This is a genomic window from Peptoniphilus rhinitidis 1-13 (genome assembly GCF_000246925.1).
Taxonomy (GTDB): Bacteria; Bacillota; Clostridia; order Tissierellales; family Peptoniphilaceae; genus Peptoniphilus_A; species Peptoniphilus_A lacydonensis.
This window is the reverse complement of sequence record NZ_BAEW01000001.1, coordinates 37,062-60,932: the sequence shown is the minus strand read 5'-3', so window position 1 is coordinate 60,932 and position 23,871 is coordinate 37,062. Positions and strand designations below refer to the sequence as shown.

The 23,871-nt window shown below is 28.8% G+C and carries 21 protein-coding genes; 2 read left to right on the top strand and 19 right to left on the bottom strand.

The window, feature by feature from the left end:
- Positions 1 to 14 precede the first annotated feature (14 nt).
- Together RH95_RS00280 and RH95_RS00275 are read right to left on the bottom strand one after the other, a co-directional pair.
- On the bottom strand, positions 15 to 2,069 hold the full coding sequence (locus RH95_RS00280; RefSeq protein ID WP_010242122.1) for an efflux RND transporter permease subunit: 2,055 nt from the start codon (positions 2,067 to 2,069) through the stop codon (positions 15 to 17).
- Complete coding sequence (locus RH95_RS00275) at positions 2,066 to 2,665, bottom strand: TetR/AcrR family transcriptional regulator (RefSeq protein ID WP_010242120.1); 600 nt, start codon at positions 2,663 to 2,665, stop codon at positions 2,066 to 2,068. Before RH95_RS00275 ends, RH95_RS00280 begins: the two co-directional genes overlap by 4 nt.
- A gap of 308 nt (positions 2,666 to 2,973) precedes the next feature.
- On the opposite strand from RH95_RS00275, the gene RH95_RS00270 reads away from it, so the two are divergent.
- Entirely contained in the window at positions 2,974 to 3,840 is an 867-nt protein-coding gene (locus RH95_RS00270; RefSeq protein ID WP_010242117.1) for a DUF4300 family protein, read from the top strand.
- Between the two features lie 120 nt (positions 3,841 to 3,960).
- On the opposite strand, the gene RH95_RS00265 is transcribed toward RH95_RS00270, so the two are convergent.
- From RH95_RS00265 to RH95_RS00210, 12 genes are all read right to left on the bottom strand, one after another.
- A complete protein-coding gene (locus tag RH95_RS00265; protein ID WP_010242115.1) occupies positions 3,961 to 4,707 on the bottom strand; it encodes a gamma-glutamyl-gamma-aminobutyrate hydrolase family protein in 747 nt (248 codons plus the stop codon).
- Between the two features lie 88 nt (positions 4,708 to 4,795).
- A complete protein-coding gene (locus tag RH95_RS00260; RefSeq protein ID WP_036742934.1) occupies positions 4,796 to 5,458 on the bottom strand; it encodes a YoaK family protein in 663 nt (220 codons plus the stop codon).
- Between the two features lie 92 nt (positions 5,459 to 5,550).
- Complete coding sequence (gene purD, locus RH95_RS00255) at positions 5,551 to 6,795, bottom strand: phosphoribosylamine--glycine ligase (protein WP_010242110.1); 1,245 nt, start codon at positions 6,793 to 6,795, stop codon at positions 5,551 to 5,553.
- Positions 6,796 to 6,803: 8 nt separating this feature from the next.
- Positions 6,804 to 8,315: a bifunctional phosphoribosylaminoimidazolecarboxamide formyltransferase/IMP cyclohydrolase gene (purH, locus tag RH95_RS00250; RefSeq protein WP_010242107.1), complete on the bottom strand. Its 1,512-nt coding sequence runs from the start codon at positions 8,313 to 8,315 to the stop codon at positions 6,804 to 6,806.
- 1 nt (position 8,316) lies between these two features.
- Positions 8,317 to 8,919, bottom strand: coding sequence for a phosphoribosylglycinamide formyltransferase (purN, locus tag RH95_RS00245; protein ID WP_010242106.1), 603 nt, complete (start codon positions 8,917 to 8,919; stop codon positions 8,317 to 8,319).
- Positions 8,903 to 9,934: a phosphoribosylformylglycinamidine cyclo-ligase gene (gene purM / locus RH95_RS00240; protein WP_010242105.1), complete on the bottom strand. Its 1,032-nt coding sequence runs from the start codon at positions 9,932 to 9,934 to the stop codon at positions 8,903 to 8,905. The genes purN and purM overlap by 17 nt, the downstream gene beginning before the upstream one ends.
- A gap of 11 nt (positions 9,935 to 9,945) precedes the next feature.
- Positions 9,946 to 10,422, bottom strand: coding sequence for a 5-(carboxyamino)imidazole ribonucleotide mutase (gene purE, locus RH95_RS00235; RefSeq protein WP_010242103.1), 477 nt, complete (start codon positions 10,420 to 10,422; stop codon positions 9,946 to 9,948).
- A 9-nt stretch (positions 10,423 to 10,431) separates the two neighbouring features.
- Positions 10,432 to 11,112: a phosphoribosylaminoimidazolesuccinocarboxamide synthase gene (locus RH95_RS00230; RefSeq protein WP_010242101.1), complete on the bottom strand. Its 681-nt coding sequence runs from the start codon at positions 11,110 to 11,112 to the stop codon at positions 10,432 to 10,434.
- 461 nt (positions 11,113 to 11,573) lie between these two features.
- Positions 11,574 to 12,806, bottom strand: a complete 1,233-nt coding sequence (locus tag RH95_RS00225; protein ID WP_010242100.1) for a CAMP factor family pore-forming toxin — start codon at positions 12,804 to 12,806, stop codon at positions 11,574 to 11,576.
- A gap of 182 nt (positions 12,807 to 12,988) precedes the next feature.
- Positions 12,989 to 15,130 carry a polyphosphate kinase 1 gene (ppk1, locus tag RH95_RS00220; RefSeq protein ID WP_010242099.1) on the bottom strand — a complete coding sequence of 714 codons (2,142 nt, stop codon included), beginning with the start codon at positions 15,128 to 15,130 and terminating at the stop codon, positions 12,989 to 12,991.
- On the bottom strand, positions 15,108 to 16,025 hold the full coding sequence (locus tag RH95_RS00215; protein ID WP_010242097.1) for a Ppx/GppA phosphatase family protein: 918 nt from the start codon (positions 16,023 to 16,025) through the stop codon (positions 15,108 to 15,110). The genes ppk1 and RH95_RS00215 overlap by 23 nt, the downstream gene beginning before the upstream one ends.
- 173 nt (positions 16,026 to 16,198) lie before the next feature.
- Complete coding sequence (locus RH95_RS00210) at positions 16,199 to 19,090, bottom strand: insulinase family protein (RefSeq protein WP_010242094.1); 2,892 nt, start codon at positions 19,088 to 19,090, stop codon at positions 16,199 to 16,201.
- A gap of 115 nt (positions 19,091 to 19,205) precedes the next feature.
- Between RH95_RS00210 and RH95_RS00205 the strand changes: the two genes are divergently transcribed.
- Positions 19,206 to 20,744, top strand: coding sequence for an oleate hydratase (locus tag RH95_RS00205; RefSeq protein WP_010242092.1), 1,539 nt, complete (start codon positions 19,206 to 19,208; stop codon positions 20,742 to 20,744).
- A gap of 43 nt (positions 20,745 to 20,787) precedes the next feature.
- On the opposite strand, the gene tsaD is transcribed toward RH95_RS00205, so the two are convergent.
- Genes tsaD through RH95_RS00180 form a run of 5 tightly spaced genes read right to left on the bottom strand, consistent with a single transcriptional unit; the run spans position 20,788 to position 23,827 of the window.
- Positions 20,788 to 21,786, bottom strand: a complete 999-nt coding sequence (tsaD, locus tag RH95_RS00200) for a tRNA (adenosine(37)-N6)-threonylcarbamoyltransferase complex transferase subunit TsaD (RefSeq protein ID WP_010242090.1) — start codon at positions 21,784 to 21,786, stop codon at positions 20,788 to 20,790.
- A 4-nt stretch (positions 21,787 to 21,790) separates the two neighbouring features.
- Positions 21,791 to 22,225: a ribosomal protein S18-alanine N-acetyltransferase gene (rimI, locus tag RH95_RS00195; RefSeq protein WP_010242088.1), complete on the bottom strand. Its 435-nt coding sequence runs from the start codon at positions 22,223 to 22,225 to the stop codon at positions 21,791 to 21,793.
- Positions 22,197 to 22,871: a tRNA (adenosine(37)-N6)-threonylcarbamoyltransferase complex dimerization subunit type 1 TsaB gene (gene tsaB, locus RH95_RS00190; RefSeq protein ID WP_010242086.1), complete on the bottom strand. Its 675-nt coding sequence runs from the start codon at positions 22,869 to 22,871 to the stop codon at positions 22,197 to 22,199. The genes rimI and tsaB overlap by 29 nt, the downstream gene beginning before the upstream one ends.
- Positions 22,852 to 23,310: a tRNA (adenosine(37)-N6)-threonylcarbamoyltransferase complex ATPase subunit type 1 TsaE gene (tsaE, locus tag RH95_RS00185; protein WP_010242084.1), complete on the bottom strand. Its 459-nt coding sequence runs from the start codon at positions 23,308 to 23,310 to the stop codon at positions 22,852 to 22,854. Before tsaE ends, tsaB begins: the two co-directional genes overlap by 20 nt.
- Positions 23,294 to 23,827 carry a nitroreductase family protein gene (locus RH95_RS00180; protein ID WP_010242082.1) on the bottom strand — a complete coding sequence of 178 codons (534 nt, stop codon included), beginning with the start codon at positions 23,825 to 23,827 and terminating at the stop codon, positions 23,294 to 23,296. The genes tsaE and RH95_RS00180 overlap by 17 nt, the downstream gene beginning before the upstream one ends.
- Positions 23,828 to 23,871: the final 44 nt, after the last annotated feature.

Here is a 23,871-nt window from a genome sequence, read left to right as displayed (position 1 = left end):
TTCTTATTCTCCTTTTAATCTAAACCTTTAGTAGTTTTCCTTACAAATGGAAAACTTATTGATATTATGGCTGGAAGCAAAAATATAATTACAGACATACTTATAATCGCTCCTCTAGCCAAGAAAATACAAATAGTAGATACAATTTCCATTTTTGAATATATACCTACACCAATAGTCGCTGCCATAAATGATAAGGCAGAAGTTACAATAGACTTTGAAGTTTCTTTTACAGAAACTCTTATTGATTGATCTACATCTTTTGTTTCTTTATATTCTAATAAAAATCTATCAGTCATTAATATTGAGTAGTCAATAGTTGACCCTAGCTGGATAACTCCAATTATTATAGATGTAATAAAAGGAATTGTGTGATTTAAATAGAATGGTATTCCCATATTAATTTGTATTGCAAGCTCAATTGCTGCTATCAACACAACTGGTATCCCAAAAGATTTAAATACAATTGCAATTATTAAAAATACAACTGAAATTGAAATTATATTTACAACTTTAAAGTCTCTATCTGAAATAACTGTAAGGTCATCAGTCAATACAGCTTCACCAGTTAAATATCCATTTTTGTCATATTTATTTACAACTTTTTTCAAAGTGTTTACTTGTTTTTTTACTTCAGGCGATGCAGTTTGGTATTTTGAATTCGCCATTATCATTTGATAACCGCCCTTTGAAAAATTATCTTGAACTTTATCCGGCAAGAATTCTGATGGAAAAGTAAATCCAGTCAACGAACTTACACTAAGAACTGAATTAATTCCATCAGTTCCCTTTACATCGTTAATCAACCCATCTAAATCAGAATTAGATAAATCATCTTTTACAACAATAAAATGAGTACTTGCCATGTCATAATCTTTTTTCATTTTATTTAAAGCTACAATTGAATCTAAGTCTTGTGGAAGAGATCTATCCAAATTGTAATAAAGTTTAGTATTTATTGAACCATACATAGATGGTAAAAATAACACAAGAAAAATTGTAAATAGTTTCTTTTTATTTTTTACAGTAAATTCAGCAACTTTATCAAATTCAGGAAGCAACACTCTGTGATTATATTTATTTACTAGCTTTTCAACAACCAAAAGCATTGCTGGAAGTACAGTTATAGTTGCAATAAGTCCTATTAAAACTCCCTTACTCATTACAAGACCAATATCCTTACCAAGTCCAAGTCTCATTGCTATAAGAACAATAAAACCTGCAAAAGTTGTAAGTGATGATGCAAACAAAGAAGATATTGTCTTTTGAACTGCAACATCCATAGCATCATACTTATTATCAAAATTTTTCTTTTCATCAACATATTTATGATACAAAAATATTGAGTAGTCCATGGTTACAGCAAGCTGTAATACAGCCGCTATTGCTTTTGTAATGTAAGAGATTTCTCCCAGAAATACATTCGTCCCAAAATTATATAAAACTGCATAACCAATTGTCAAAAGAAAAACAAATGGAACTATTGTAGATTCATTCGTAATAGATAAAACAATAAGACCAAGTACAACAGCAAGGACAACATAAATTGGAGTTTCCTCGTCTATTAAATCTTTTGTGTCTTTTACAAGTGAAGAAATACCACTTAAATATTTTGGTTTTGAACCAATATCTCTTATTTTATCAATAGCATTCATAGTAGTTAGTGAAGAAGAAGATTCACTAAATTTTACTATCATAAGGGTAGAACCATCTGCATAAAAAATATCTTTTATTTCATCTGGTAAAAATTCACTTGGAATCATATCTCCAACAGTAGATGATTTTGAAATTACATCTTCAACACCATCAATCTCTAGAATTTTTTCTCTCAGAACTTCTGCATCATGATCCGACCCCTCTAAAATAAGCATCCCTGTCGCTGCATTCTTAAATTCTTCATCAAGAATTTGTTGCCCTTGAGTTGACTTTAAATCATTTGGTAAGTAGGACAAAATATCATAATTTACTCCCGTTAGTTTATACCCTATTATTGATGGAAAAAGTAGAAAAGTCATTACAAGTAAAACAAATTTAGGTCTATGTGATATAAATTTTGTAAATTTTTTCATGGTTGCACTCTTCCTATTATCTTTTCCACAATTTTATAAAGAACTGGTTTCATTTCGTCTATTGTCAAAACAGAATCATCCATAAGTGCTGATTCACAGGTTGAAAGAACAATGTGAATAGTTAAAGACAAAATAAATAATCTCTCTGAATTAGAAAGCTTAATTGGAAATAAATTAGAATACCTATTTAGCACAAAATCAAGTGTCGTTTCAGCTTCCCTAAATCTGTCGTCATTTTCAATTTTTGCATATAATGCCCAATTTAAATCCTTAGAAATAAGTCTAAGTTCTAAGGGATCATTTACCAAGTAATCAATTATATAATTTATAAAAGAAATATATTTATCCTCTAAATCCTCTCCAGTACATTTGCTATTAGCTTTATAAAATAAATCTGTCATTATATCTAAAACTATTTTTTCTTCAAGATCCTTTTTATCTCTAAAATATAAATAAAAAGTCCCTAATCCAAAATCAGTCTTGTTCATAATATCTCTAATAGAGGTCCCTTCTATACCTTTATCTCTAAAGGAAGAAAGAGCTGCCTCAGTAATTTTTTCTTCTTTTTCCTTTTTTCTTTCCTCAGATTTTAACATAAAACCTCCATCTAATTCTTAATTGAACAACGTTCACTTTCGAACAAATGATATGATACCCCTTTTTTAATTAAAGTTCAACTCTTTTTTGTTTTTTATTTCAACAAAAATTTTACATAAAACAAAGTCCAAAATCTTATAATCTCATCTTATTATTTATCTATAAATTTAAAACTTTTCCTACTAATTAATTAATAATAAACTTTTTATATGTGATTTTTTACATAAATCTCTAATATTTATTTTTTACAAAAATTATGTATTATTGTATAATTTAACTTAATATTTTTTATAAAATTGGAGGAAAAATGAAAAGAAAAATTATAATTCTTTTAGCTTGTCTTGCTATTTTAGTTTCGGGATGTGCTAAAAATAATTTACAAAATAAATATACTAAGAGTTCTATTAATAAAGAAAGTATTAAAAAAATAAACGAGCCACTCTATTCTAATTTAAATGACAAGGATTGTATTTCATTTGTAAAAAAATCTATTGAAAACAATTTAAATAGTAAAAATGCCGAAACTTTTACAAAACTTGTACAAGATTACAACAAATCAATACCAAAAGATTTACTCAGTGGAAAATTTAATAAAAATTCATTTGATGAAAAAAATTCTGGAGAAATCATGGATCTAAGATATAAAACAAAGCACATCTATCCTGACACAAATTGTAGAATAAATTCATTTTTACTTTTAAAAGATGATATGAAATTTAATTCAAACACAAAAGTTGATGATTATATGCTATTTATGGATGAAGATTCCATAAAAACTTCAAATTTATTTGACGACGATGAGTTTAATAACTTTAAAAAATTATTTTCAAGGGTTGAAACAAAAAATAGCAAAGATCCAAAAGTCCAAGGAGAAATTATGTCTTCTTATTTATCAAATTTCACTTTCCCGGAAAAAGCAAAAATGATTTCTCTAGTACTTCACGACAACTTAGATGGCGATTATCTTTTTATCGGCCATGTTGGAGTTCTTCTAAATATAGATGAAGGCTATCTCTTCTTGGAAAAAATTTCTTTTGAAGAACCCTATCAAGCTATAAAATTCTCTGACAAAGAATCTTGTTGCAAATACCTAAAAGAAAAATATAATGACTATACAGACCCTGAAGTTGCTCATCCTTTTATAATGGAAAATAATGAGTATATAGATATTTAACTTACAGAGCTTCTTATATTATAATTTCACAAGTTTTAAAACAAAAAATCTGACAAATAACTAATATCAATATTTGATACTTAAAGCAAATATCAAAACTAGTCTAAGTCAGATTAAAAACTAATTAAACTTTTTACAATTCATCACAAAATCAATGAATAAATTTTTGCAAGCTTCATCAATATCATACATAATTTCAGGATGCCACTGAACTCCAATAATATTATAGTTATCGTCAATACTTTCCACAGCCTCAATTATATTATCTGAGGATTTAGCAGATACTTTAAGTCCATCTCCAACATTTCCAATTGCTTGATGATGAATGGAATTTACAAAAATATTTTTCTTTTTTACAATTTCTCTTAACTGAGAATCTTCCACTATATCAACGCTATGAACTGCTTTATATCTTGGGATTTTATTTTGTTTGTGCTCAATTTTAGAATTTATATTTAATATTAAAGTCCCACCAAAGTAAGCATTAATTATCTGGGTTCCCCTACAAATACCAAGAACAGGAATACTCCTTTTCTTAAAAACATAATCTAAAATATCAAGTTCTTGATCATCTCTTCTACAAGTAAGTGAACCTGTAAACTCATCGGCACATTGTCTGCATATAACAGGATTAATATCATTCCCACCAGAAAGAACAACTCCATCTAGCTTATCCATAATAAAATACGTATCTTCGCTAGAATTTGGCGTAGGTAAAATTACTGCAATTCCACCTGACTTATTAATTGCATTAGCATAATCTCTAGTAATAAAATTATAAATTTTCCGTCTGTTCTCTTTTTCTTTTATTGTGATATCTTTTTCGTCAGCTTTGTAACCAGCTGTGATTCCTATAACAGGTTTCAAAAAAAATCTCCCCTTACATCATTTAAAAATATGTACTTAATAGTATACAACATATTTTCAAATAAACAAGTTACATGACTTCTTTATCTTAATAACCTCTTTCTTCAAAAAACAATATTACAAAGGAAACTATAAGTAAAATTGTCGCTATAAGTATAGATTTTAAACCAACTAGTTCTGAGGTAATATAACCTAGTGCTGCACCCATTCCAAATATAAATATAACTGTATAATATTTTTTTGCATTTTCTAAATAATCTTTATTCTTTGTTATATGATACTTTGAAAGATTTTCTGTGGCACTCCTAAGATTTCCTATGCACATTGTAGTAGCAAAGTTAAGACCATAAATTTTTTTAAATGCATACACTTGCATTGCACAAGAAAAAGATAACAGAGCGTTGGCAAGGTCATTTAAGTTTTCTGGTATAATTGATACTATAATCATTATAATAACCTCTAAGGCTATTATATATTGCCTCCAATGTAAGACTCTCTTATCTATGGCATCTTCAAATCTTACGGCTATATACACACCAAGTGCAAAAGAAATAACAGGTATTAAATAAGAAAGTGCTGTTCTAAAATCAAGATCAACTACATTTTTAAATAAAAGTACAATGTTCCCCGTCTGAGCATTTGCAAAAACTTTTCCCCTCATTAAATAAGAATAAGCATCTTGAAATCCGCCCGCAATTGTAATAAATACTAAAACTAAAAAAGTTTCGTGTAAATTTTCATAAGATTTCATCTTCAATTTAATCACCTCTTTATAGTTTAATACAAAAGTAATTTTTTACAAGAAAAAAGGCAGGTTTCCCTACCAATTTAAATTATTTTATTTTATTTTATTCCAATATCTTTTCTAAAATATGCTTTATCAAATTTTATTTTTTCTACATTTTTGTAAGCTTTTTCTCTTGCTTCTTTCAAGTCATTGCCAAGAGCTGTTACAGATAAAACTCTTCCACCATTTGTATAAATTGCATCAGTCTTTTTAGTTCCATTGTGAAATACTATTATATCTTTTTCTATATCATTTAATCCTGTGATTTCCTTTCCTTTTTCGTAGGATTCTGGATATCCTCCAGAGCACATAATTACTGTAAGACAAGTTTCTTTTTTCCATTTTATATCTTCTTTTTTAAGTTTTCCATCAATTGTCCTGTTTAAAATTTCAAAAAGATCACAGTCAAGCCTTGGCATTAACACTTCTGTTTCTGGATCACCAAAGCGCACATTAAATTCTAAAACTTTTGGCTTATCTTTTTCTATCATAAATCCAATAAATAAAATTCCTGAATAACTTAGTTTTTCAGAATCAAGGCCATTTTCAATTTGTCTATAAATTTTTTCAAGATTTTTTTCAAGCTCCTTGCTTGCTTCTACTGGAGAATAAGTTCCCACTCCACCAGTGTTTGACCCCTTATCTCCGTCATAAATTTGCTTGTGATCCTTTGCTCTTTCAAGTGGAAATAATTTGTTATTTGAAACAAGACATAGTACAGAGGCTTCTTCTCCACGCAAAAATTCTTCGACTACAACAGTACTGCCTTCTTCTCCAAAAATTTTATCTTTAAAGATTTTACTTAGTGCATTTTCTGCTTCCTCTTTATTTTCACAAATAGTTACACCTTTTCCAAGGCAAAGCCCATCTGCTTTTACCACTAGAGGATAATCAAAATTTAAAATTCCTTTCATTGCATCTTCATAATTTTCAAAACTTTCATATTTGGCAGTTGGGATAGAATATTTTTCCAAAAATTTCTTTGTAAATTCCTTTGACTTTTCAAATCTTGCACATTCTTTATTTGGTCCAAAAATTTTAAGTCCCTTTTTATTAAATGCATCAACAATTCCCATGCAAAGAGGATCTTCTGGCCCAACAACTGTGAGGTCTATTTTTTTATCTTCTGCAAATTTTAAAAGTTCATCAATATTTTTTGGATCAATATCTAAATTCTCACAAAAACTTTCTGTGCCACCGTTTCCCTTTGCTACATAGACTTCATCAACATCTTGACTTTCTTTTAGTTTCCATGCAAGTGCGTGTTCACGTCCACCATTTCCAATTACAAGTACTTTCATTTGTCCTCCTAGTGTCTAAAATGTCTTACATTAGTAAATACAAGACATATATTATGCTCATTAGCATAATCAATTACTTCACTATCTTTTACAGATCCACCTGGTTGTGCTATCACTTCTATGCCAGCTTTACTTAGAAGTTCAATCGTATCTCTGAAGAAAAAACCATCTGATGCAAGAACTGCACCTTTTGCTTTTTCTCCTGCTCCTTCAATTGATTCTTCCACTGCCCAAGATCTTTTTGTTTCTCCTTGGCCTAAAGCTAAAGTTCCACCATTCTTTGAAATAACAACAGAATTAGAAAAAGTAGATTTGCAACAAGTAAACGCAAATTTCAATTCTTCAAGTTCCTTTTCAGTTGGCTTTCTGTTTGAAACAAAGGAAATATTTTCTTCATTCCAAACTATATCATCAGAATTTTGGACTATAATTCCATTTAGAACTTGTTTAAATTTTTTACCATTTTTATAGAGCCTTTTAAATTCAGGAATTTCTATAAGTCTAATATTTTTCTTTCTCGAAAGAATCTCAAAGGCCTCTTTAGAAAATTTAGGTGCAACAATAATTTCTAAAAATATTTTTGAAAGAAGATTTGCTGTATTATCATCAACTTCACGATTAAGAGCAATTATTCCACCAAAAATTGATTCATCATCGCACTCATAAGCCTTTATAAAAGCTTCCTCTAAAGTTTCACCTGTTCCAATCCCACAAGGATTTGTATGTTTTATTGCAACAGCGGCAGGTTTTTCAAAGTTTATAACTGCATTTAAAGCAGAATACATATCATTTAAATTATTATAAGAAATTTGCTTTCCATGTAAAACATTATAATTAATTTTATCTGGATAATAAGAATCTTCGTAAAAGGCAGCCTTTTGGTGAGGGTTTTCTCCATATCTCAATTTTTCTGAAAGCTCATAACTCTTATTTATATATTTAGGAAATTCTTCTGGCATTCTCTTTAGAAAATAATTTGAGATTAAAGAATCGTAATGTGCTGTATAAGAAAAAGCTTTTTTTGCAAGATATTCTCTGTATTCTAAATTGTCGCCATCTAAATTATTAAGTACACCTTTATAATCCCTTGGATCAGTTACAATAAAAACATCTTTATAATTTTTTGCAGCTGCTCTAATCATTGAAGGTCCACCTATGTCAATATTTTCTATCATTGTTTCATGATTAGAATCTTCTAATAATTTTTCTTCAAAGGGATATAGATTATTTACAACCATGTCGATTGGTATGATTCCTTCATCCTTTAAAGTTTCCATATGTTCTTTTATGTCACGTCTTGCAAGAATTCCTCCATGAATTTTAGGATTTAATGTTTTTACTCTTCCATCTAAAATTTCTGGAAATCCTGTCACGCTGTCAACAGATATTACATCAATGCCCGCTTCTTTTAATTTTTTAAAAGTACCGCCAGTAGAAATTATTTCCCAATTTTTATTAATAAGTTCTTTTGCAAATTCGACAATTCCATCCTTATCAAAAACCGAAATAAGTGCTCTCATATTAACCCCCAATCATAACTTTTCCATCAACAACTTTAAGTTTATCTTCACAAAAATATTTCACAGACTCAACTAAAATTTCATGTTCAAGTTTTAAAACCTTTTGTTGAAGTTCCTCTGGATTTTCATTTTTAACTTCTGTAATTTTTTGCATAATAATAGGACCTTCATCTGCACCTTCATTTACAAAATGAGTTGTGGCACCAGTGTATCTAACACCTTTTTTGATGACGTCCTCATGAACCTTTATACCATAAAATCCCTTTCCACAAAAAGAAGGAATTAATGATGGATGTATATTTATTATTTTATTTTCATAAATTTTTGTAAGCTTTTCCGGCAAAATTTTTAAATATCCAGCAAGAACAATTAAATCAATTTCATTTTCTTTTAAAGATTTAATAAGAAGGTCGTCATCATTTATGACAACGGCCTTTAAATCATTATTTTCTGCCCTAACAAGTCCATAGGCATTCTTTTTATTTGAAATGACAATTTTTATATTTCCATTAATATAATTATTTTTAGTATTATCTATAATGGCTTGAAGATTTGTTCCACCACCTGAAATTAAAACTGCAATATTTTTAGAAGTTAAGCTCAATTTTATCTTCTCCAGACACAACTTTTCCAATTTCATAAAGTTTTACATCGCTATTTTCAAAGAAATCATGAACTTTTTCTTTATCTTTTTCTGAAACTACAAAAGTAAAACCAACACCCATATTAAAGGTAGAGTACATATCTTCGTCTTTTAAGTCAGCCCACTTCTTTAAAAGTTTAAAAATTTCAGGAGTTTCAATAACAGAGGCATCAATTTTTGCACAAAGTCCATCTGGTATCATTCGTGGAATATTTTCATAAAATCCTCCACCGGTTATATGACTCATGCCCTTTATATCAATTTTTTTTAGAAGTTCAATGATTTCCTTTACATAAATCTTTGTTGGCTTTAAAAGTTCTTCTCCAAGAGTACAATCAAGTTCATCAAATTTTTCACTTAATTGAAAATCACAATGGTCAAACACAATTTTTCTAACAAGAGAATAACCATTAGAGTGGATGCCATTTGATGAAAGCCCAAAAATAATATCTCCTTCATTAATACTGGATCCATCAATAATTTTATCTCTGTCAACAACGCCGACACAAAATCCAGCAAGGTCGTATTGTTCTTCTTGATAAACTCCAGGCATTTCTGCAGTTTCTCCGCCAATAAGTGAAGCAGAAGACTCTATGCATCCTTCGGCAACGCCCTTTACAATTTCTTCCATTTTTTCAGGAACAAGTTTACCAGTTGCAATATAATCTAAAAAGAAAAGTGGTCTCGCACCTTGACACAAAATATCATTGACACACATTGCAACGCAGTCGATACCAATAGTGTCGTGTTTATCAAGCTTATGTGCTAAAATAACTTTTGTTCCAACACCATCAGTTCCACTTACAAGAACAGGATTGTCAATTTCACTTAAATCTAAATTAAAAAGGCCTGAAAACCCGCCAAGAGATGACAATACATCTTTTGACTGAGTTCTAGAAACAATACTTTTTATTAACTCAACTTCTTTTTGACCTGCATCAACATCTACGCCTGCATCTTTATAATTAATTGCCATTTGCACTCCTTCTACCTTTCATAAACATAATCGGTGTTTGCAATTTTTTCTGACATATCAGATCTAAATTTCTTTAATTTTTCTCTAAGATTATCATCTTTAATAGCCAGAATTTCAGCAGCTAAAATTGCTGCATTTTCTCCGCCATTAATTGCAACAGTTGCAACTGGAACTCCACTTGGCATTTGAACTGTTGAAAGAAGTGCATCGAGTCCATCAAGAGTTGAACTCTTAACAGGAACACCTATTACAGGTCTAGTAGTAAGAGCGGCAATTACACCACCAAGATGTGCAGCTTTTCCTGCAATAGAAATGAACACTTCACTTTCATTTTCAGCGTTTTTAACATAATCTTGCAACTGATTTAAGGCTCTATGAGCAGAAATTACTTTGGCTTCGTAATCAATTCCAAATTCCATTAATTTTGCAACAATTTTATCTGCAATTTCTCTATCAGAAATTGACCCCATTATAATTGATACTCTCATTTTTACTCCTTATATGTCTAAATACTTTGAAACTTCAAGTGGCTCTACATATTTTCCATCTTTATAAGCTCTCATATTTCCACCACTTACTTCGTCAATTAAAACAATTTCATCTGAACCTTCAAGTCTACCATATTCAAATTTAATATCGTAAAGATCAAGTCCATTTTCGGCTAAAATATCTTTAACAATATTTGCAATTTTTCTATTCATTTCTACAATCTTGTCATATTCTTCTGGTTTTAAAATATTTAAAGCAACAAGACCTTCTTTAGTGATAAGTGGATCCTCTCTGTCGTCATCTTTTAAAGTTATTTCAGTATATTCAGGAAGATCAGCACCTTCTTCAATATAAAGACCATATCTTCTATAAAAAGAACCAACAGCTTTAAATCTTGTAATAACTTCAAGACCTTTTCCGAAAACTTTTGCTCTTTTAACTTCCATTAAATTATTATCAACATCTGAGGAAATATAATGAGTGTTAATCCCAGCTTCATTAATTTTTTCAAAGAAAAATTTTGTAACTTTTAAGCACTCTTTCCCCGCACCTTCAATACTACCAGCTACTTGGTTTCCACCAGTATCAAAAACTCCGTCAGTTCCTGTCATGTCATCCTTAAATTGTAAATAACATCTTCCATCTTCTTCTAAAACATTCTTAGTTTTTCCTTGGTAAATAGTCTTCATAATTCCTCCAGTAAAATTAAATAAAGCCCAAAGAGGCAGATTTCGTAAAACCTACCCCTCTGGGCTTTTTTCCCTAAGGTGTGATACTAAAAAAAGTATCCGTACCGCTCGGTCCTTGGCAAAGCCCGGATCCCTAGGCACACTTTCACTCAAAATGAGCTCTCATACAATTAAATCTTAACAATTAACACTTTGATTGTCAAGATTATCTATTTAAATATTTAATAGCAATTAAAAATTATTTTGAAGTTCCTATAATTAAAATTAATATTAAATTATAAATTATTTATTGTTAATAACAATTATTTTATAGAGTTTTATTTTAAAATTCTAATTCTAAAAATTTTCAAATATTCCAAAAAAACTCTGAGATTTCATAAATCCCAGAGTCTTAATATAAATATTATTTAGTTTTATATTATAAAGAATATATTTTTACAAATAACTTTTTATCTATAAAATTATTCAACAACTTCTACTAAAGCTTCTTCTACTTCATCAGCTGGTTGTTCAACTTCATTATTATTATCTTCAACTGGAGTAGTTTCATCTTGAGCTGCTGAGTCTTCTTCCGGAACAACTGGAGTTTCAGGTTCAACTGCTGGGTCTTCTTCTGGAACAACTGGAGTTTCAGGTTCAACTGCTGGATTTTCTTCTGGAACTACATTTATAGCTTCTCTTGCAATATTTGTAGCTTCTACAATTGCTTTGTCAGCTTCTTGAACTTCATTTACAGTTGATCTATTATTCTTTAAAACTCTTTCAGCACTAGATATAGCTTTACTTAATTCTTTTATAACTGAAGAATCAACTTTTCCTTTTAGTTCTTTGCGTACATTCTTAGCAATCTTAATATCTTTTTCTAATTCAACTTTTGTACTCTTACTTGCTATTCTTTCTCCTTCAGGAATAGAATTATAAGCTTCTTCAATTTTAGCATTAAGTTCATCTGCTGCTTCTGCTACTTCTTTTACAGTAGCTTTATTATTTCTTTTTACATCTTCAGCTTTTTTAATAGCCATGTCAACTTCTGCCAACATAGTAGCATCTAACTTATTACGTAATTCTTTATTTCTTGCTCTTTTTGCATCATTAATTGCTTTATTTAATTTTTCTAAATTATAGTGTGTTCTAACTGAGTCTTCTGTTTGTTTTGGAACTGCTCTGGCTCTATCTAAAGCTGCTGTCAAATCGCTTGATGCTTTCTTTAGTTCGTCTGCTGTTTCAAATGGATCAACAGCTTTTACTACAGCACGTGTTACTGCAAAACCTATAATTACATGTGCTTGTTGTTGACTGTCTGAAAGTTCAGTTGCATCTGCTGTAATTGTTTCAGCAATATTTATTAATAAGTCAATTCTTGGAATAACTTTAGCCCTTAATTCAGCTATATTTCCTACACCTTTTTCAAGACCTTCAACAATTTTACTAATAGCTTTATAGGCTTCTTTTAATTCCTTTAACCAACCTAGTTCTTGACCAGTTAAATCACCAATCTTTTCAATTCCATCAATCAAATCACCCAAATAATCTAATTTGGAATTTGCTTCATTTAATGCTGCTTCATTTGTTTGGGCATAAATAGCTGTATTTGGAACAGAATAAGTTCCTGATGCAGCATACACCATTGGCATTGCTGCATTTGATAATAATGTTACTGCCAATACTCCAACTAATTTGTTTTTTCCTTTCATAAATAATTACCCCCTGTTATTTAATTTACTTTTTAAATAAACTAACCGCAGTAAAATGATTTCATAATTTATCTAGATTTTATATTACTACTATCATTTACTACGACTTTAGTATAAATCCTCTTTCTTATAATGTAAATAAATTTCTGCAAACTCTTTCTTTTAGTTAATTTAATTACCCGTTAATCTCTATTATTTTTTAGAAAACCAAATATTTTTTCCAAGAAGGACTTCTTCTGTTTACTATTTGTTTTTTCAATATTATTTTTATTGTTATCTCCCTTCTTCATTCTATTCTTTCTAGCTTCTGCCTCTTCTATAAAATACTTTTGAGAGGCTAATCTATCATTATCTATACTAATCTTTTCATATTCTCCAGAACTGTTCATAGTTCTAGCTCCAACATTGTCTTTCAATTGAATTTCTAAATAATTTAAAATTCTATTTTTTATTTTCTCATCCAATATTGGCGTTGCAATCTCCACTCTATTTTCAGTATTTCTAGTCATAAGATCTGCCGAAGAAATATATATTACTGAGTCTTCTTTTCCAAAAACATATACTCGTGGATGTTCCAAAAATCTTCCAACAATAGATCTAATTCTTATGTTCTCACTTTGATTTTTTATTTCAGGCAACATGCAGGAAATTCCTCTTATAATTAAATCTATTTTTACGCCTTTTTGTGATGCTTCTACAAATTTATCTATAAAATCTTTATCTGTAAGAGAATTAAATTTGCAAAGAATATATCCTTTCTCTCCTTTTTCAATTTCTCTTTCAACAAGATGCATTAAACCAGTTTTAAGAGATGTAGGAGATTGCAAAAGGTGCATATATTTCCCGTTTAAATTTCCAAGGGACATATTTTTGAAAAAATCTGTTGCATCTAGTCCAATCTCTGGATTAGCTGTCATAAGAGCAAAATCTGTATATTGCTTTGCAGTTGATTCGTTGTAATTTCCCGTTCCAATTTGTGTTATATAATTTAAATTTTCTGTCTTAGGATTTCTAAAAGTTATTAGACAAATCTTTGAGTGAGTTTTATATTTATTAAATCCATAAATAATATTGCAACCTTCTTCATACAATATATTTGCATAATTTATATTTGATTCTTCATCAAATCTTGCCTTAAGTTCAACAAAAACTGTAACTTCTTTTCCATTTTGGGCTGCTTGTGTCAAATATCTTACCACTTTTGAATTTGTTGCAAGTCTATAAATAGTAATTTTTATAGATTTACAGTTTGGATCATTAGAAGCCTCTTTTAGAAGTTCTAGAAAAGTATCCATGCTGTCATAAGGATAAGATAAAAGCCTATCCTTTTGTCTAATATCTTCTATTACACTTCTTGTGAAATCTGCTGGATTATATTGAATTAAATCATCAAAAAGAAGTTTTTTCTTCATCGCATTTGGTATATCATCAATTAATTCAAAAACGTATTTCATATTTAATGGAGATTCTATTGGAAAATAAGCATCTTCTCTTAATTCAGTTTTTTCAAGCAGAAATTTAAGAGAAGATTTTGAAAGCTTTCCTTGAGATTCAAGTCTTACAACATTTAATCTCTTTCTCTTTTTCAATATGCTTTTCATATATTCTCTATAATCATCAAATTCTTCCCAAGTATCTCTATCATCAACAAAGTCTGCATTTCTTGTAACTTTTATTATATTTTTTGATAAAACTTTATAATCTTTAAAAATTTGATCGATTTGATTTAAAATAATCTCTTCAATCAAAATATATTCCACATTTTCTCCTGGTAAAAGTAAATACTTTGGATATGTATTTCTAACAGGAACTATTCCAAATACCTTTTCTTTATTTTTTTCTAGTTGAGCAAAAGCATACAGTTTTGTGTTTTCTAAAAATGGAAAAGGATGATTTAAATCCACAATTTGCGGTGAAACTAATTGATCAATTCTTTTCATATAAAAATCTTCTACAAATTTTTTTTGTTCCAAATTTAAATCCGAATATTTTAATTCTTTTATATTTGATTTTTCTAAATCCTTTGAAACTTTCTCAAAAATTTCATCTTTTTCCTTATACATTTGTGGAAGAGTTTTTAAAATTGCAGAAATTTGTTCCTCTGCATTCATTCCAGTCTTATTATCTATTACTTCTTTTTTTAACAAAGAAAGATCATATAAAGACCCAACTCTCACCATAAAAAATTCATCTAAATTTGAAACAAAAATACTGACAAATTTTAATTTTTCAAGATCTGGGACACTTTCTTCTGTCGCTTCTAACAAAACTCTTTCATTAAATCTCAGCCAAGAGAGTTCTCTATTTTGAAAATATGATTTCATTATTACCATCCAATACTTTATAAATTAAATAACCTTCCCTAAGTCCATTCGAAGAAACTTGTATTTCATACATTCCAAATTTCTCCATAACTGTCCTTAAAATTATAATTCCAGGAACTATTGTATGAATTCTCGCAGGATTTGTCCTTATAATTGACCTAATAGCTTCTGTATTTCTATCTTTTATGAGATCCAAAAGTTTATAAACATCATCTAGGGTAAAATTTTTTTCGTCTTCACCCCAAAGATCTCCAATAACTTTCCCAGTAGTTCTTATAGTTCCGCCTATCCCTATTAATTTATCTGCTTTTTGTGAAAATGAATAGGACTTAATTTCACGTTTAATAGATTTTTCTATTGAACGAATTTCTTTTTTCTTTGGCAAAATCGTGCTTACATTTTCCCCAAAAAGTAGAAGTGAGCCTGTCTTTAAATTTATAAAATCAGAGGGCCCATCTTCTTCAAAATAAACAATTTCTGTACTGGCACCTCCTATATCAATAGTTATACCTTCTTTGATGTCTATTTCACTTCTAATGCCAATATTTCCAAGAAAAGCTTCTTCAACTTGTTCTAAAACATCAATTTTTATTCCCAAACTTTTTTGTACTTCTTCTAAAACTTCTTCTGTATTATCTAAATTTCTAAGAGAAGCCGTTGCAAAGGGCGTGAAAGAATCCACACTTAATTCTTCTACAATATTTTTAATACTAGATAAAGTTTTTATAAGTTTTTTTATTCCCTTTCTTGAAAGCTCGCCATCATGAACATAAGTAATAAGACCTGCTGTGTACTTTTTGTTTAAAATTTTTTTAAAACTTCTGCTACTTTCTTCTACATCAAAAACGATTAATCTAATTGTGTTTGATCCTATATCTACTATTGCATTTCTCATAATTTTCCTCATATTAATCGTAAACTTAAATTGTAAATTTTTTGTAAAATTTTTACTTATAATTTGTAATTTTTCTTCTATATTATTTGTATCCTGTACTGCTCTTTATATTCTATTTTATTAAAAAAGTCAACTGTCCTTTGACAACTGACTTTTTTTAATAATTTTTAATTTTATCTCAAACTTTTTATTTCTTTAAAAAGATCCTTGCCATCTCTAATTATATTTTCACTTCCGAAAGCTGCAATATAATTCTTTTCCATTGCTTTTTTAAATATTTCTCCATAAGAGTTTAGTTTTTCAATTCTTGTGTTTAATGCCTCTTTTTTAAATTTTTCAAGGTCATCTTTTTTCAAGCCCGTTATATATCTTGAAAGATTGACGTCACCAATTTGTCCTGGTGATAATAGTGGATCAAAAGCATTCATTGATCCAATAATAAAACCTTTTAAATCTTCATTTGAAATTTTCAGATTTTCAACAAATTCACCAATGTTGTCGTAAACTCTCGCTGTATTTTTTAAATTTGGATCTCTATAAGAATATGTTGCCATTTCTCCAGTGCGCGCAATTGTTATTCCTGCACCATAAGCCCCGCCCTTTGCTCTTATCTCATTGTGAAGATAATAGGAATTTAAAATATTTGCAAGAACTGTTAAATCTCCTGAATAATTTAGTCCAAGCTCTCTTAAATTATATCCTTTAGAAACATATACAACATTAGAAGTTGTATATAGTCCTTCATTCTTGTTTGTATTTTCAAATTCATATTTTGGTTTAACCAGTTCATTGTTTTTTAATTCGTTAATATAATTTTCTAATTCATCTTTAATATTATTTAGATCAGAAATATTTCCTGATGTTGAAATAATCAGATTATCTTTTGTAAATAGCTTTTCATAAATATTTTCAGCAGAATTTTTAAAACTTTCCCATCTTTCTTCAAAATTTTCTGTAAGATCTTTCATATATTGATAATAATAAAGCCCGCCAATATGTGACTCAAGATCTGACACTTCTGAATAATATGATTTTAAAATTGACACAATAAATTGGTGTCCATTTTGAAGCATTGTCGATTCAATTCTTGATCTTAGTATGTTCAAAACTTCTTTAACTCTATTTTTTGAATCAACTACTGAATTAGTTATGATTTCTTTTACTATTTCAAGACCTCTACCAACATTTTCTGCAGTTGACTTCATCTTTACATTCATTCTAAGAGAATATTTCTCTGGATTCTTTGAGTCAACATAAACTGTTGGAGTAATAGTTATTCCACCAGTTGATTTGTAAATTTCATTATTTAACTTTTCATAAGAATAATTCTTTGTATCAATTAAGCCAATTAATGAAAGAAGAATCGACATTGTTTCAAGTTCTTCTTTTTTTATAAATGAAATGTCATGTGATATTGTAGTGTAGACAATCCTATTTGTGTCTTGATTTGATTTTAAATAAACTACATCTCCTATTTTATCTTCTTCAAAAGGATAATCGGTAACTTTCTTTTCTATATCAGATAGCTTAAGGGAAGGAATTGTGTCCTTATCTTTTATTGTGTCTTCTTCTGTTTGGTACCTATCAAGATCAATACTTTTCTTTATTATTTCTCTTTTTTCTTCATTAGACATTTTTTCTTTTAATTCTAAAAGTTCTTCTTTTAGTTTTTTGTCTTGTTTTTCATTTTTATTTAGTTCTGGAGTTGCAGACAAAATAACAGAATAATTATTATTAATTAACTTTTCTTTAATATAGTTTTCCACAAAATTGTCATTTATTTTTTCTTTTACTTCATTTAAAATGTCGTTGTAATAAAGTGCATCTAAAGGCGACTTATCATAGAGCCAAGAATTTAATGCCCTTATATAATAGACTACTGCTTTTTGTGTGCCTCCACCTTCTCTAAAAATAAATTCAAATTTATTTAAAGTGGCTTCTAAAAGATCTCTATCTATTCCATTTTTCACCAAATCATTTAAAGTTTCATTTAAAATTTCCAAAAACTCATCTTTTTTATTAGCATCAGTATTTTTCAAAATTATTGACAAGTCTAGAGGCAATGAAGAAGAAATTTCTGAATAAACATCTTCCGCAAGACCAGATTTTAAAATAGCTTTTTTTAAAGGAGCACCTTCAGCATCTATTAAAAGTTCAGCCAAGAAATCTCTCATAAATACATCTAATTTAGAATTTGCATAACCAATTGTCCATCCTTTTGCAAGATAATCAATTTTTTCTTTCATTTCTTCCTTCGAAGCAGAGAAAGTCATATGAACTTCCTTAGTTTCTTTTAATTCTTCATTTAAAATAATTTCAGAATTAATTTCCTCTTTTTCAAAGCTTGAAAGATAATTATTGTCTATAAAATCAAGAACCTTTTCCATATCTTGATTTCCATAAATATAAATATAAGAATTAGATGGATGATAGTACTTTTTGTGATAATCTTTAAACTCTTCATAGCTAAGGCTTGGAATAAGTTTTGGATCCCCACCAGAATCAACTCCATAAGTAGAGTTTTCGTGAAGAGAAAAACTCATGCCATCTGCAACAATATTTTCTGAAGAAGAATAAGCTCCTTTCATTTCATTGTAAACAACACCATTATATTTTAATTCATCATCTTCACTTTTTAAATCGTAATGCCATCCTTCTTGTAAAAATATTTTTTCTTCCTCATAAATTCTTGGATAGAAAACTGCATCGAGATATACATCCATTAGATTATAAAAATCCTTTTCATTTCTACTTGCCACAGGATAAATTGTCTTGTCAGGAAAAGTCATTGCATTTAAAAAAGTTTGAAGAGATGACTTAATTAAATCCATAAAAGGTTCTTTTGTCCTAAATTTTCTAGAACCAGATAGCACACAATGTTCAACAATATGACACACTCCGTTGCCTTTTTCTGGCGGCGTTCTAAATCCAATTCCAAAAGCTTTATTTTCATCGTTATTTGAAAGGGTAAGAACTCTTGCGCCAGTTTTTATATGAGTATAAACTTTACAATTTGACGCAACTTCATCTATATATTTTTCTTCGATTAATTTATATTTTTCCACAAAAATACCTCCCTCTAAAAATTTATTTCTCCTCCTATTATACTTATAAAAAAACAATTTAACAAACTTTAATTTATGAAGTAAAAATTGGGTAAAAACATTATGAGGTGAGGTTATGTCAAAAAAAGATGACATTAAAAAAATGGCACTTGCAGCTGCCACAATTTCTGCTGCGTTTTTTGCTGCAAAAAAAGTTTCAAAAGATGAAGAAGTAAAAATTTTGTTACCAAATCGAGATGAAAATACAAAAGCCTTTTTACTTGGTGATGGATTTGGAAATTTATCTCTTGCCTTTGCTTTAATTAATCATGCAAATTTAGATCCTTCTAATATAAACATCTATACAAAATATTTCAATGAGTTCACAGAAATAGAAGATTCAGAAAATACTTATCCAACCTTTGACAATAGATTTTCAAAATTTAATTTTCAAAATACTTTAGAAATGCTAAAAAATATTTTAAGTAAAGAAGAACTAAAGGAAATTTATAAGAAAATAGAAAAAAAAGAAAAACCTGTACTCTTAAATTTATCTGGAGAAATTTATCCCAAATTGACAAAAATAGATGAAGAAAGTAAAAAGAAAATATATAAACTCTTACTGCATCCAATTGACTTTTCAAAAGATGAAAAAAAAGATAAAGAAACTATTGAAAAATATTTTTTATTTACTGACTTTTTAAATACAAATTTATACTACTACTTGGCTTCTTTATACAATTTAAAATCTACTAGCCCAATATCAGAATTTAAAGAAGCTTTAATTGATTTTATCGGATCTGAATATTATTTTGATCTTGATACAGATAAAATTTATAAAAAAGTAAAAAACTATTTAAAAGATTTAGGGGTTAATTTTTATGAAAACTATAAATTTGTGAATTTTAATGCAAAAGAAAACTATGTTGAGAATTTAATTTTTGAAAAAGATAACCAAGTAGAAGATATTTATACTGATGTCAAAGACATTATTTCAATTGAATCTCCATCTTATCTTGATAATTTATACATTGGCAATTTAAAAGAGTTCCCTAAAAATATTTTAAATACTTATTTTTCTAAAGAAATATATAATGAATCTAAAAATATTTATAGAGAAATTGAAGGAAGAACTTTTGATAAATCAATTATTTATGTTAGACTTGACTTTTCTGATGCTTCTTTTGTAAATAATTTAAAGAAAGACTTAAAAGATAAAGATTTCTTTATTTTTAAAGTAAAATCAGGAATTTCTGTGAAAGTTAAAGATAATCATGTATTTCTTAAAATTTTAGATCCAAATAAAAATTCAATATTTGTTGGAGATAATTTTAAATCAATGAGTGGCGACGACTTTTTCTTCGAAATTATAAAATTATTTAATTTAGAAAATTATTATGGAAAACTCCGATTTAATTTAGAAAATGTCAGCATATCTATACTAGAAGATTACAAAAAAAATCCAAAAGAAATTTACAACAAAAATATAAATGGAATCTCAAATTTATTCTTTATTTCTTCAAAAAGTCCTGAATTTGGAGAAAATTACTCTGTGGAAAAATTAGTTTCTCAGGGTATAAAAAATGCCCACGAAATTATGGGCATAGATCATTTAGAAGTCTTTGAAAAAAATATTTCAAAAATTGAGATATTAAAATTTATAAATAATTTATAAAATAAAGTTCTTACTCTCTTTACCTTAAATGGCAAAGAGAGTTTTATTTTAATCCTAAATTTGGATTTGCAAAATTTTCTTTTTCCACTTTACCAGAAATATAATTATAATAAGCAGCAGACGCAATCATTGCTGCGTTGTCTGTACATAACTTTAAATCAGGATAAAATATTTTAATATTCTCTTTTTTCCCTTTTTCAACAAAAGCTTCTCTTATTCTTGAATTTGCTGAAACTCCTCCAGATAAAACAACTTTATCTAATTTTTTTTCCTTTGCAAGTCTAAAAGTTTTTTCTAATAGAACATCTACAACTGCCTCTTGAAATGACTTGCATACATCTTCTACAACTATTTCTTCACCACGAAGTTTAGAACTGTTTAAATAATTTAACACAGCCGTCTTTAAACCGCTAAAAGAAAAATTATAGTTTTCGTCTTTTATCATAACTCTTGGAAATTCTATTGTTTCTTTTCCTTCTTTTGCAAGTTTATCTATTACAGGCCCGCCTGGATAAGGAAGACCCAAAGACCTAGCAACTTTATCAAAAGCTTCTCCCACTGCATCATCAACAGTTCTTCCATAAAGAGTAAAATCGATATAATCTTTTACTTCAATTAAATAAGTGTGTCCTCCAGAAATAATTAAGCCAACAAAAGGTGGCTCTAAATCTCTTGAAGAAATATAATTTGCACAAACGTGCCCCTCAATATGATTTACTCCAACAAAGGGTTTGTTTTCTGCAAGAGCGAGAGCCTTTCCTGCACTTAATCCAACTAAAAGAGCTCCAATAAGTCCGGGTCCCTTTGTAGCTGCAATCAAATCTATATTATCTAAATCTACATCAGCTTCATCAAGACCTTCTTTTAAAACTGTATTAATAGCTTCTACGTGCTGCCTTGATGCAATTTCTGGTACAACTCCTCCAAATTTTTTATGCGTATCAATTTGCGATGCAATTACATTAGAAAGAACTTCTCTGCCATTTTCTACAACTGCAACAGAAGTTTCATCACAAGATGATTCGAATGCCAAAACTTTCATCTAATCACTCCCTCCACATTATGTAAGCATCTTGGTCAATGCCATAATAATTTTTTCTATCTCCAACTATTTTAAATCCATATTTTCTATACAAATTAATTGCAATTTCATTTTTTTTATTTACTTCAAGAGTCATTTTAAAATTTTCATTGTCTGCAATTTTTGTCACCACATCAAACAAATCATTAGAAATTTTCCGGCCACGAAAATCACTTCTCACTGCAACATTTGCAATGTGCATTTCATCAAAAATTTTCATATAGCCAATATATGCTGCAATAATTCCATCAATTTCTGCTACATAAACGTCTGAAAGTTCATCATCTACAATTTGCATCTTGATTGATTTTTTAGACCATGGTTCATCAAATGTGTCTACTTCAATTTTATAAATTGCATTCACATCTTTTTCAGTTGCTTTTCTTATTATCTTTTCCATATTGTGCTTCTGCCTGAGAAATTTTTAAATAATTTGGAACTAAATTAAAAATATCATCGCCACCATTTTTCTTATAATTAATTAGTCCAAGTTTTGCAATATTTGTGCCCTTAATATTTAAATTTTTAGAAAGTTTTGCATTTTTGATTTCATGAAAAAATTTCTTTCCGTCAATCCCTGTAATACAAATACTCTCATATTTATTTAATTCTCTTTTCAAATCTTCAAAATTTACTATATTATCTTCAAATAAAACTTCAGGTTCTTCATCATTTTTTATAATTGATGCGTAAACATTTCCTCTTCTTGCATCAACTATTGTTGCAACAACTCCTGCATCTGACATACCATTTGCAATAAGAGATGAAACTCCAATTACTTCCTTTTTTAATGCAAAGGCCATAACTTTTGCAATTGTAATTCCAATTCTAAGCCCTGTAAAAGAACCTGGTCCGATTCCTACTGCAATTAAATCAATTTCTTCTATATTGAATTCAAATTTTTCAAATATTTCTTCTATCATATCTGTAACAGATTCTGAATGGGAAACTCGTCCTGTCAAATTATATTCAGCAAGAACTTCATCGTCATCAATAAGTCCAATAGCCGTAGTCTTTGTTGAAGTATCAATCCCCAAAACTTTCATTTAACTTCTCCTTAAGTTTTTCAAATCTATCGCCAATAAAATTAATTTCAAGTTCACGTGTATTTTCTTTTAGCGAAATATTTATCTCAATATATTCTTCTGGAAGTGCATCTCTTATTTTTTCTGCCCACTCAACAATTGTAACTCCATCAGAGTAAAAATACTCATCAAATCCCAAGTAATCCACATCTAACTTTTCATCTAGTCTATATGTGTCAATATGATATAAATTTATCTTCCCATAATACTCATTTACAATTGAAAAAGTTGGGCTAGTTACATAATCTTCTATTCCTAATCCCTTTGAAATACTTTTTGTAAGAGTGGTCTTTCCTGCCCCCAAATCTCCATTTAGACAAAGGACATCTCCAGGATTTAAATTTTCGCCCAAGAACTTTCCAAATTCTTTAGTTTCCTCTAAATTATTTAACTTTATCATGCAAGTCCTCAAATACATTTTCAGAATATTCAAAGGGAATTTTATCTGATTTTTCTTCTGCAGGATGGCCAATTCCTATTACACATTCCACGTTAAACTTTTTTTCTAAATCAAAAAATTTGTGCAAAAATTCCTGTGAACTTATTCCACTTTCATGCTTAGCATCAACTACATTTGCCCAAGTAGCTCCAAGATCTAAATCACTTGCTGCGAGTAAAATAAAAGTTGCAGCAATAGACGCATCTTGATGATTTGTATTTGGTGCAATTTCACTATCTGTCACAACAGCAATTGCCACATCTGCATGAGCAAGAAATTTTGCTCCACTTTCTTTATAATCAGATAATTTATTAAGTCTTTTTTTATCTCTAACGACAATATATCTAACTGGATTCCTATTTTTTGCCGTAGGTGCGTGAAGTGCAATAGTTAAGATTTCTTTTAAATCTTCATCACTTACCCTCTCATCAGTAAATTTTCTAATACTTCTTCTCTTTTCAACTAATTCTAAAAGCATATTATCACCTCAAAATATTATAACATATGTTAATTTTAAATTTG

Coding starts and splice junctions, on each gene's coding strand:
- RH95_RS00280 (WP_010242122.1), bottom strand. CDS start 2,069: ATGAAAAAATTTACAAAATTTATATCACATAGACCTAAATTTGTTTTA.
- RH95_RS00275 (WP_010242120.1), bottom strand. CDS start 2,665: ATGTTAAAATCTGAGGAAAGAAAAAAGGAAAAAGAAGAAAAAATTACT.
- RH95_RS00270 (WP_010242117.1), top strand. CDS start 2,974: ATGAAAAGAAAAATTATAATTCTTTTAGCTTGTCTTGCTATTTTAGTT.
- RH95_RS00260 (WP_036742934.1), bottom strand. CDS start 5,458: ATGAAATCTTATGAAAATTTACACGAAACTTTTTTAGTTTTAGTATTT.
- purD (WP_010242110.1), bottom strand. CDS start 6,795: ATGAAAGTACTTGTAATTGGAAATGGTGGACGTGAACACGCACTTGCA.
- purH (WP_010242107.1), bottom strand. CDS start 8,315: ATGAGAGCACTTATTTCGGTTTTTGATAAGGATGGAATTGTCGAATTT.
- purM (WP_010242105.1), bottom strand. CDS start 9,934: ATGGCAATTAATTATAAAGATGCAGGCGTAGATGTTGATGCAGGTCAA.
- purE (WP_010242103.1), bottom strand. CDS start 10,422: ATGAGAGTATCAATTATAATGGGGTCAATTTCTGATAGAGAAATTGCA.
- RH95_RS00230 (WP_010242101.1), bottom strand. CDS start 11,112: ATGAAGACTATTTACCAAGGAAAAACTAAGAATGTTTTAGAAGAAGAT.
- RH95_RS00225 (WP_010242100.1), bottom strand. CDS start 12,806: ATGAAAGGAAAAAACAAATTAGTTGGAGTATTGGCAGTAACATTATTA.
- ppk1 (WP_010242099.1), bottom strand. CDS start 15,130: ATGAAATCATATTTTCAAAATAGAGAACTCTCTTGGCTGAGATTTAAT.
- RH95_RS00215 (WP_010242097.1), bottom strand. CDS start 16,025: ATGAGAAATGCAATAGTAGATATAGGATCAAACACAATTAGATTAATC.
- RH95_RS00205 (WP_010242092.1), top strand. CDS start 19,206: ATGTCAAAAAAAGATGACATTAAAAAAATGGCACTTGCAGCTGCCACA.
- tsaD (WP_010242090.1), bottom strand. CDS start 21,786: ATGAAAGTTTTGGCATTCGAATCATCTTGTGATGAAACTTCTGTTGCA.
- rimI (WP_010242088.1), bottom strand. CDS start 22,225: ATGGAAAAGATAATAAGAAAAGCAACTGAAAAAGATGTGAATGCAATT.
- tsaB (WP_010242086.1), bottom strand. CDS start 22,871: ATGAAAGTTTTGGGGATTGATACTTCAACAAAGACTACGGCTATTGGA.
- tsaE (WP_010242084.1), bottom strand. CDS start 23,310: ATGATAAAGTTAAATAATTTAGAGGAAACTAAAGAATTTGGAAAGTTC.
- RH95_RS00180 (WP_010242082.1), bottom strand. CDS start 23,827: ATGCTTTTAGAATTAGTTGAAAAGAGAAGAAGTATTAGAAAATTTACT.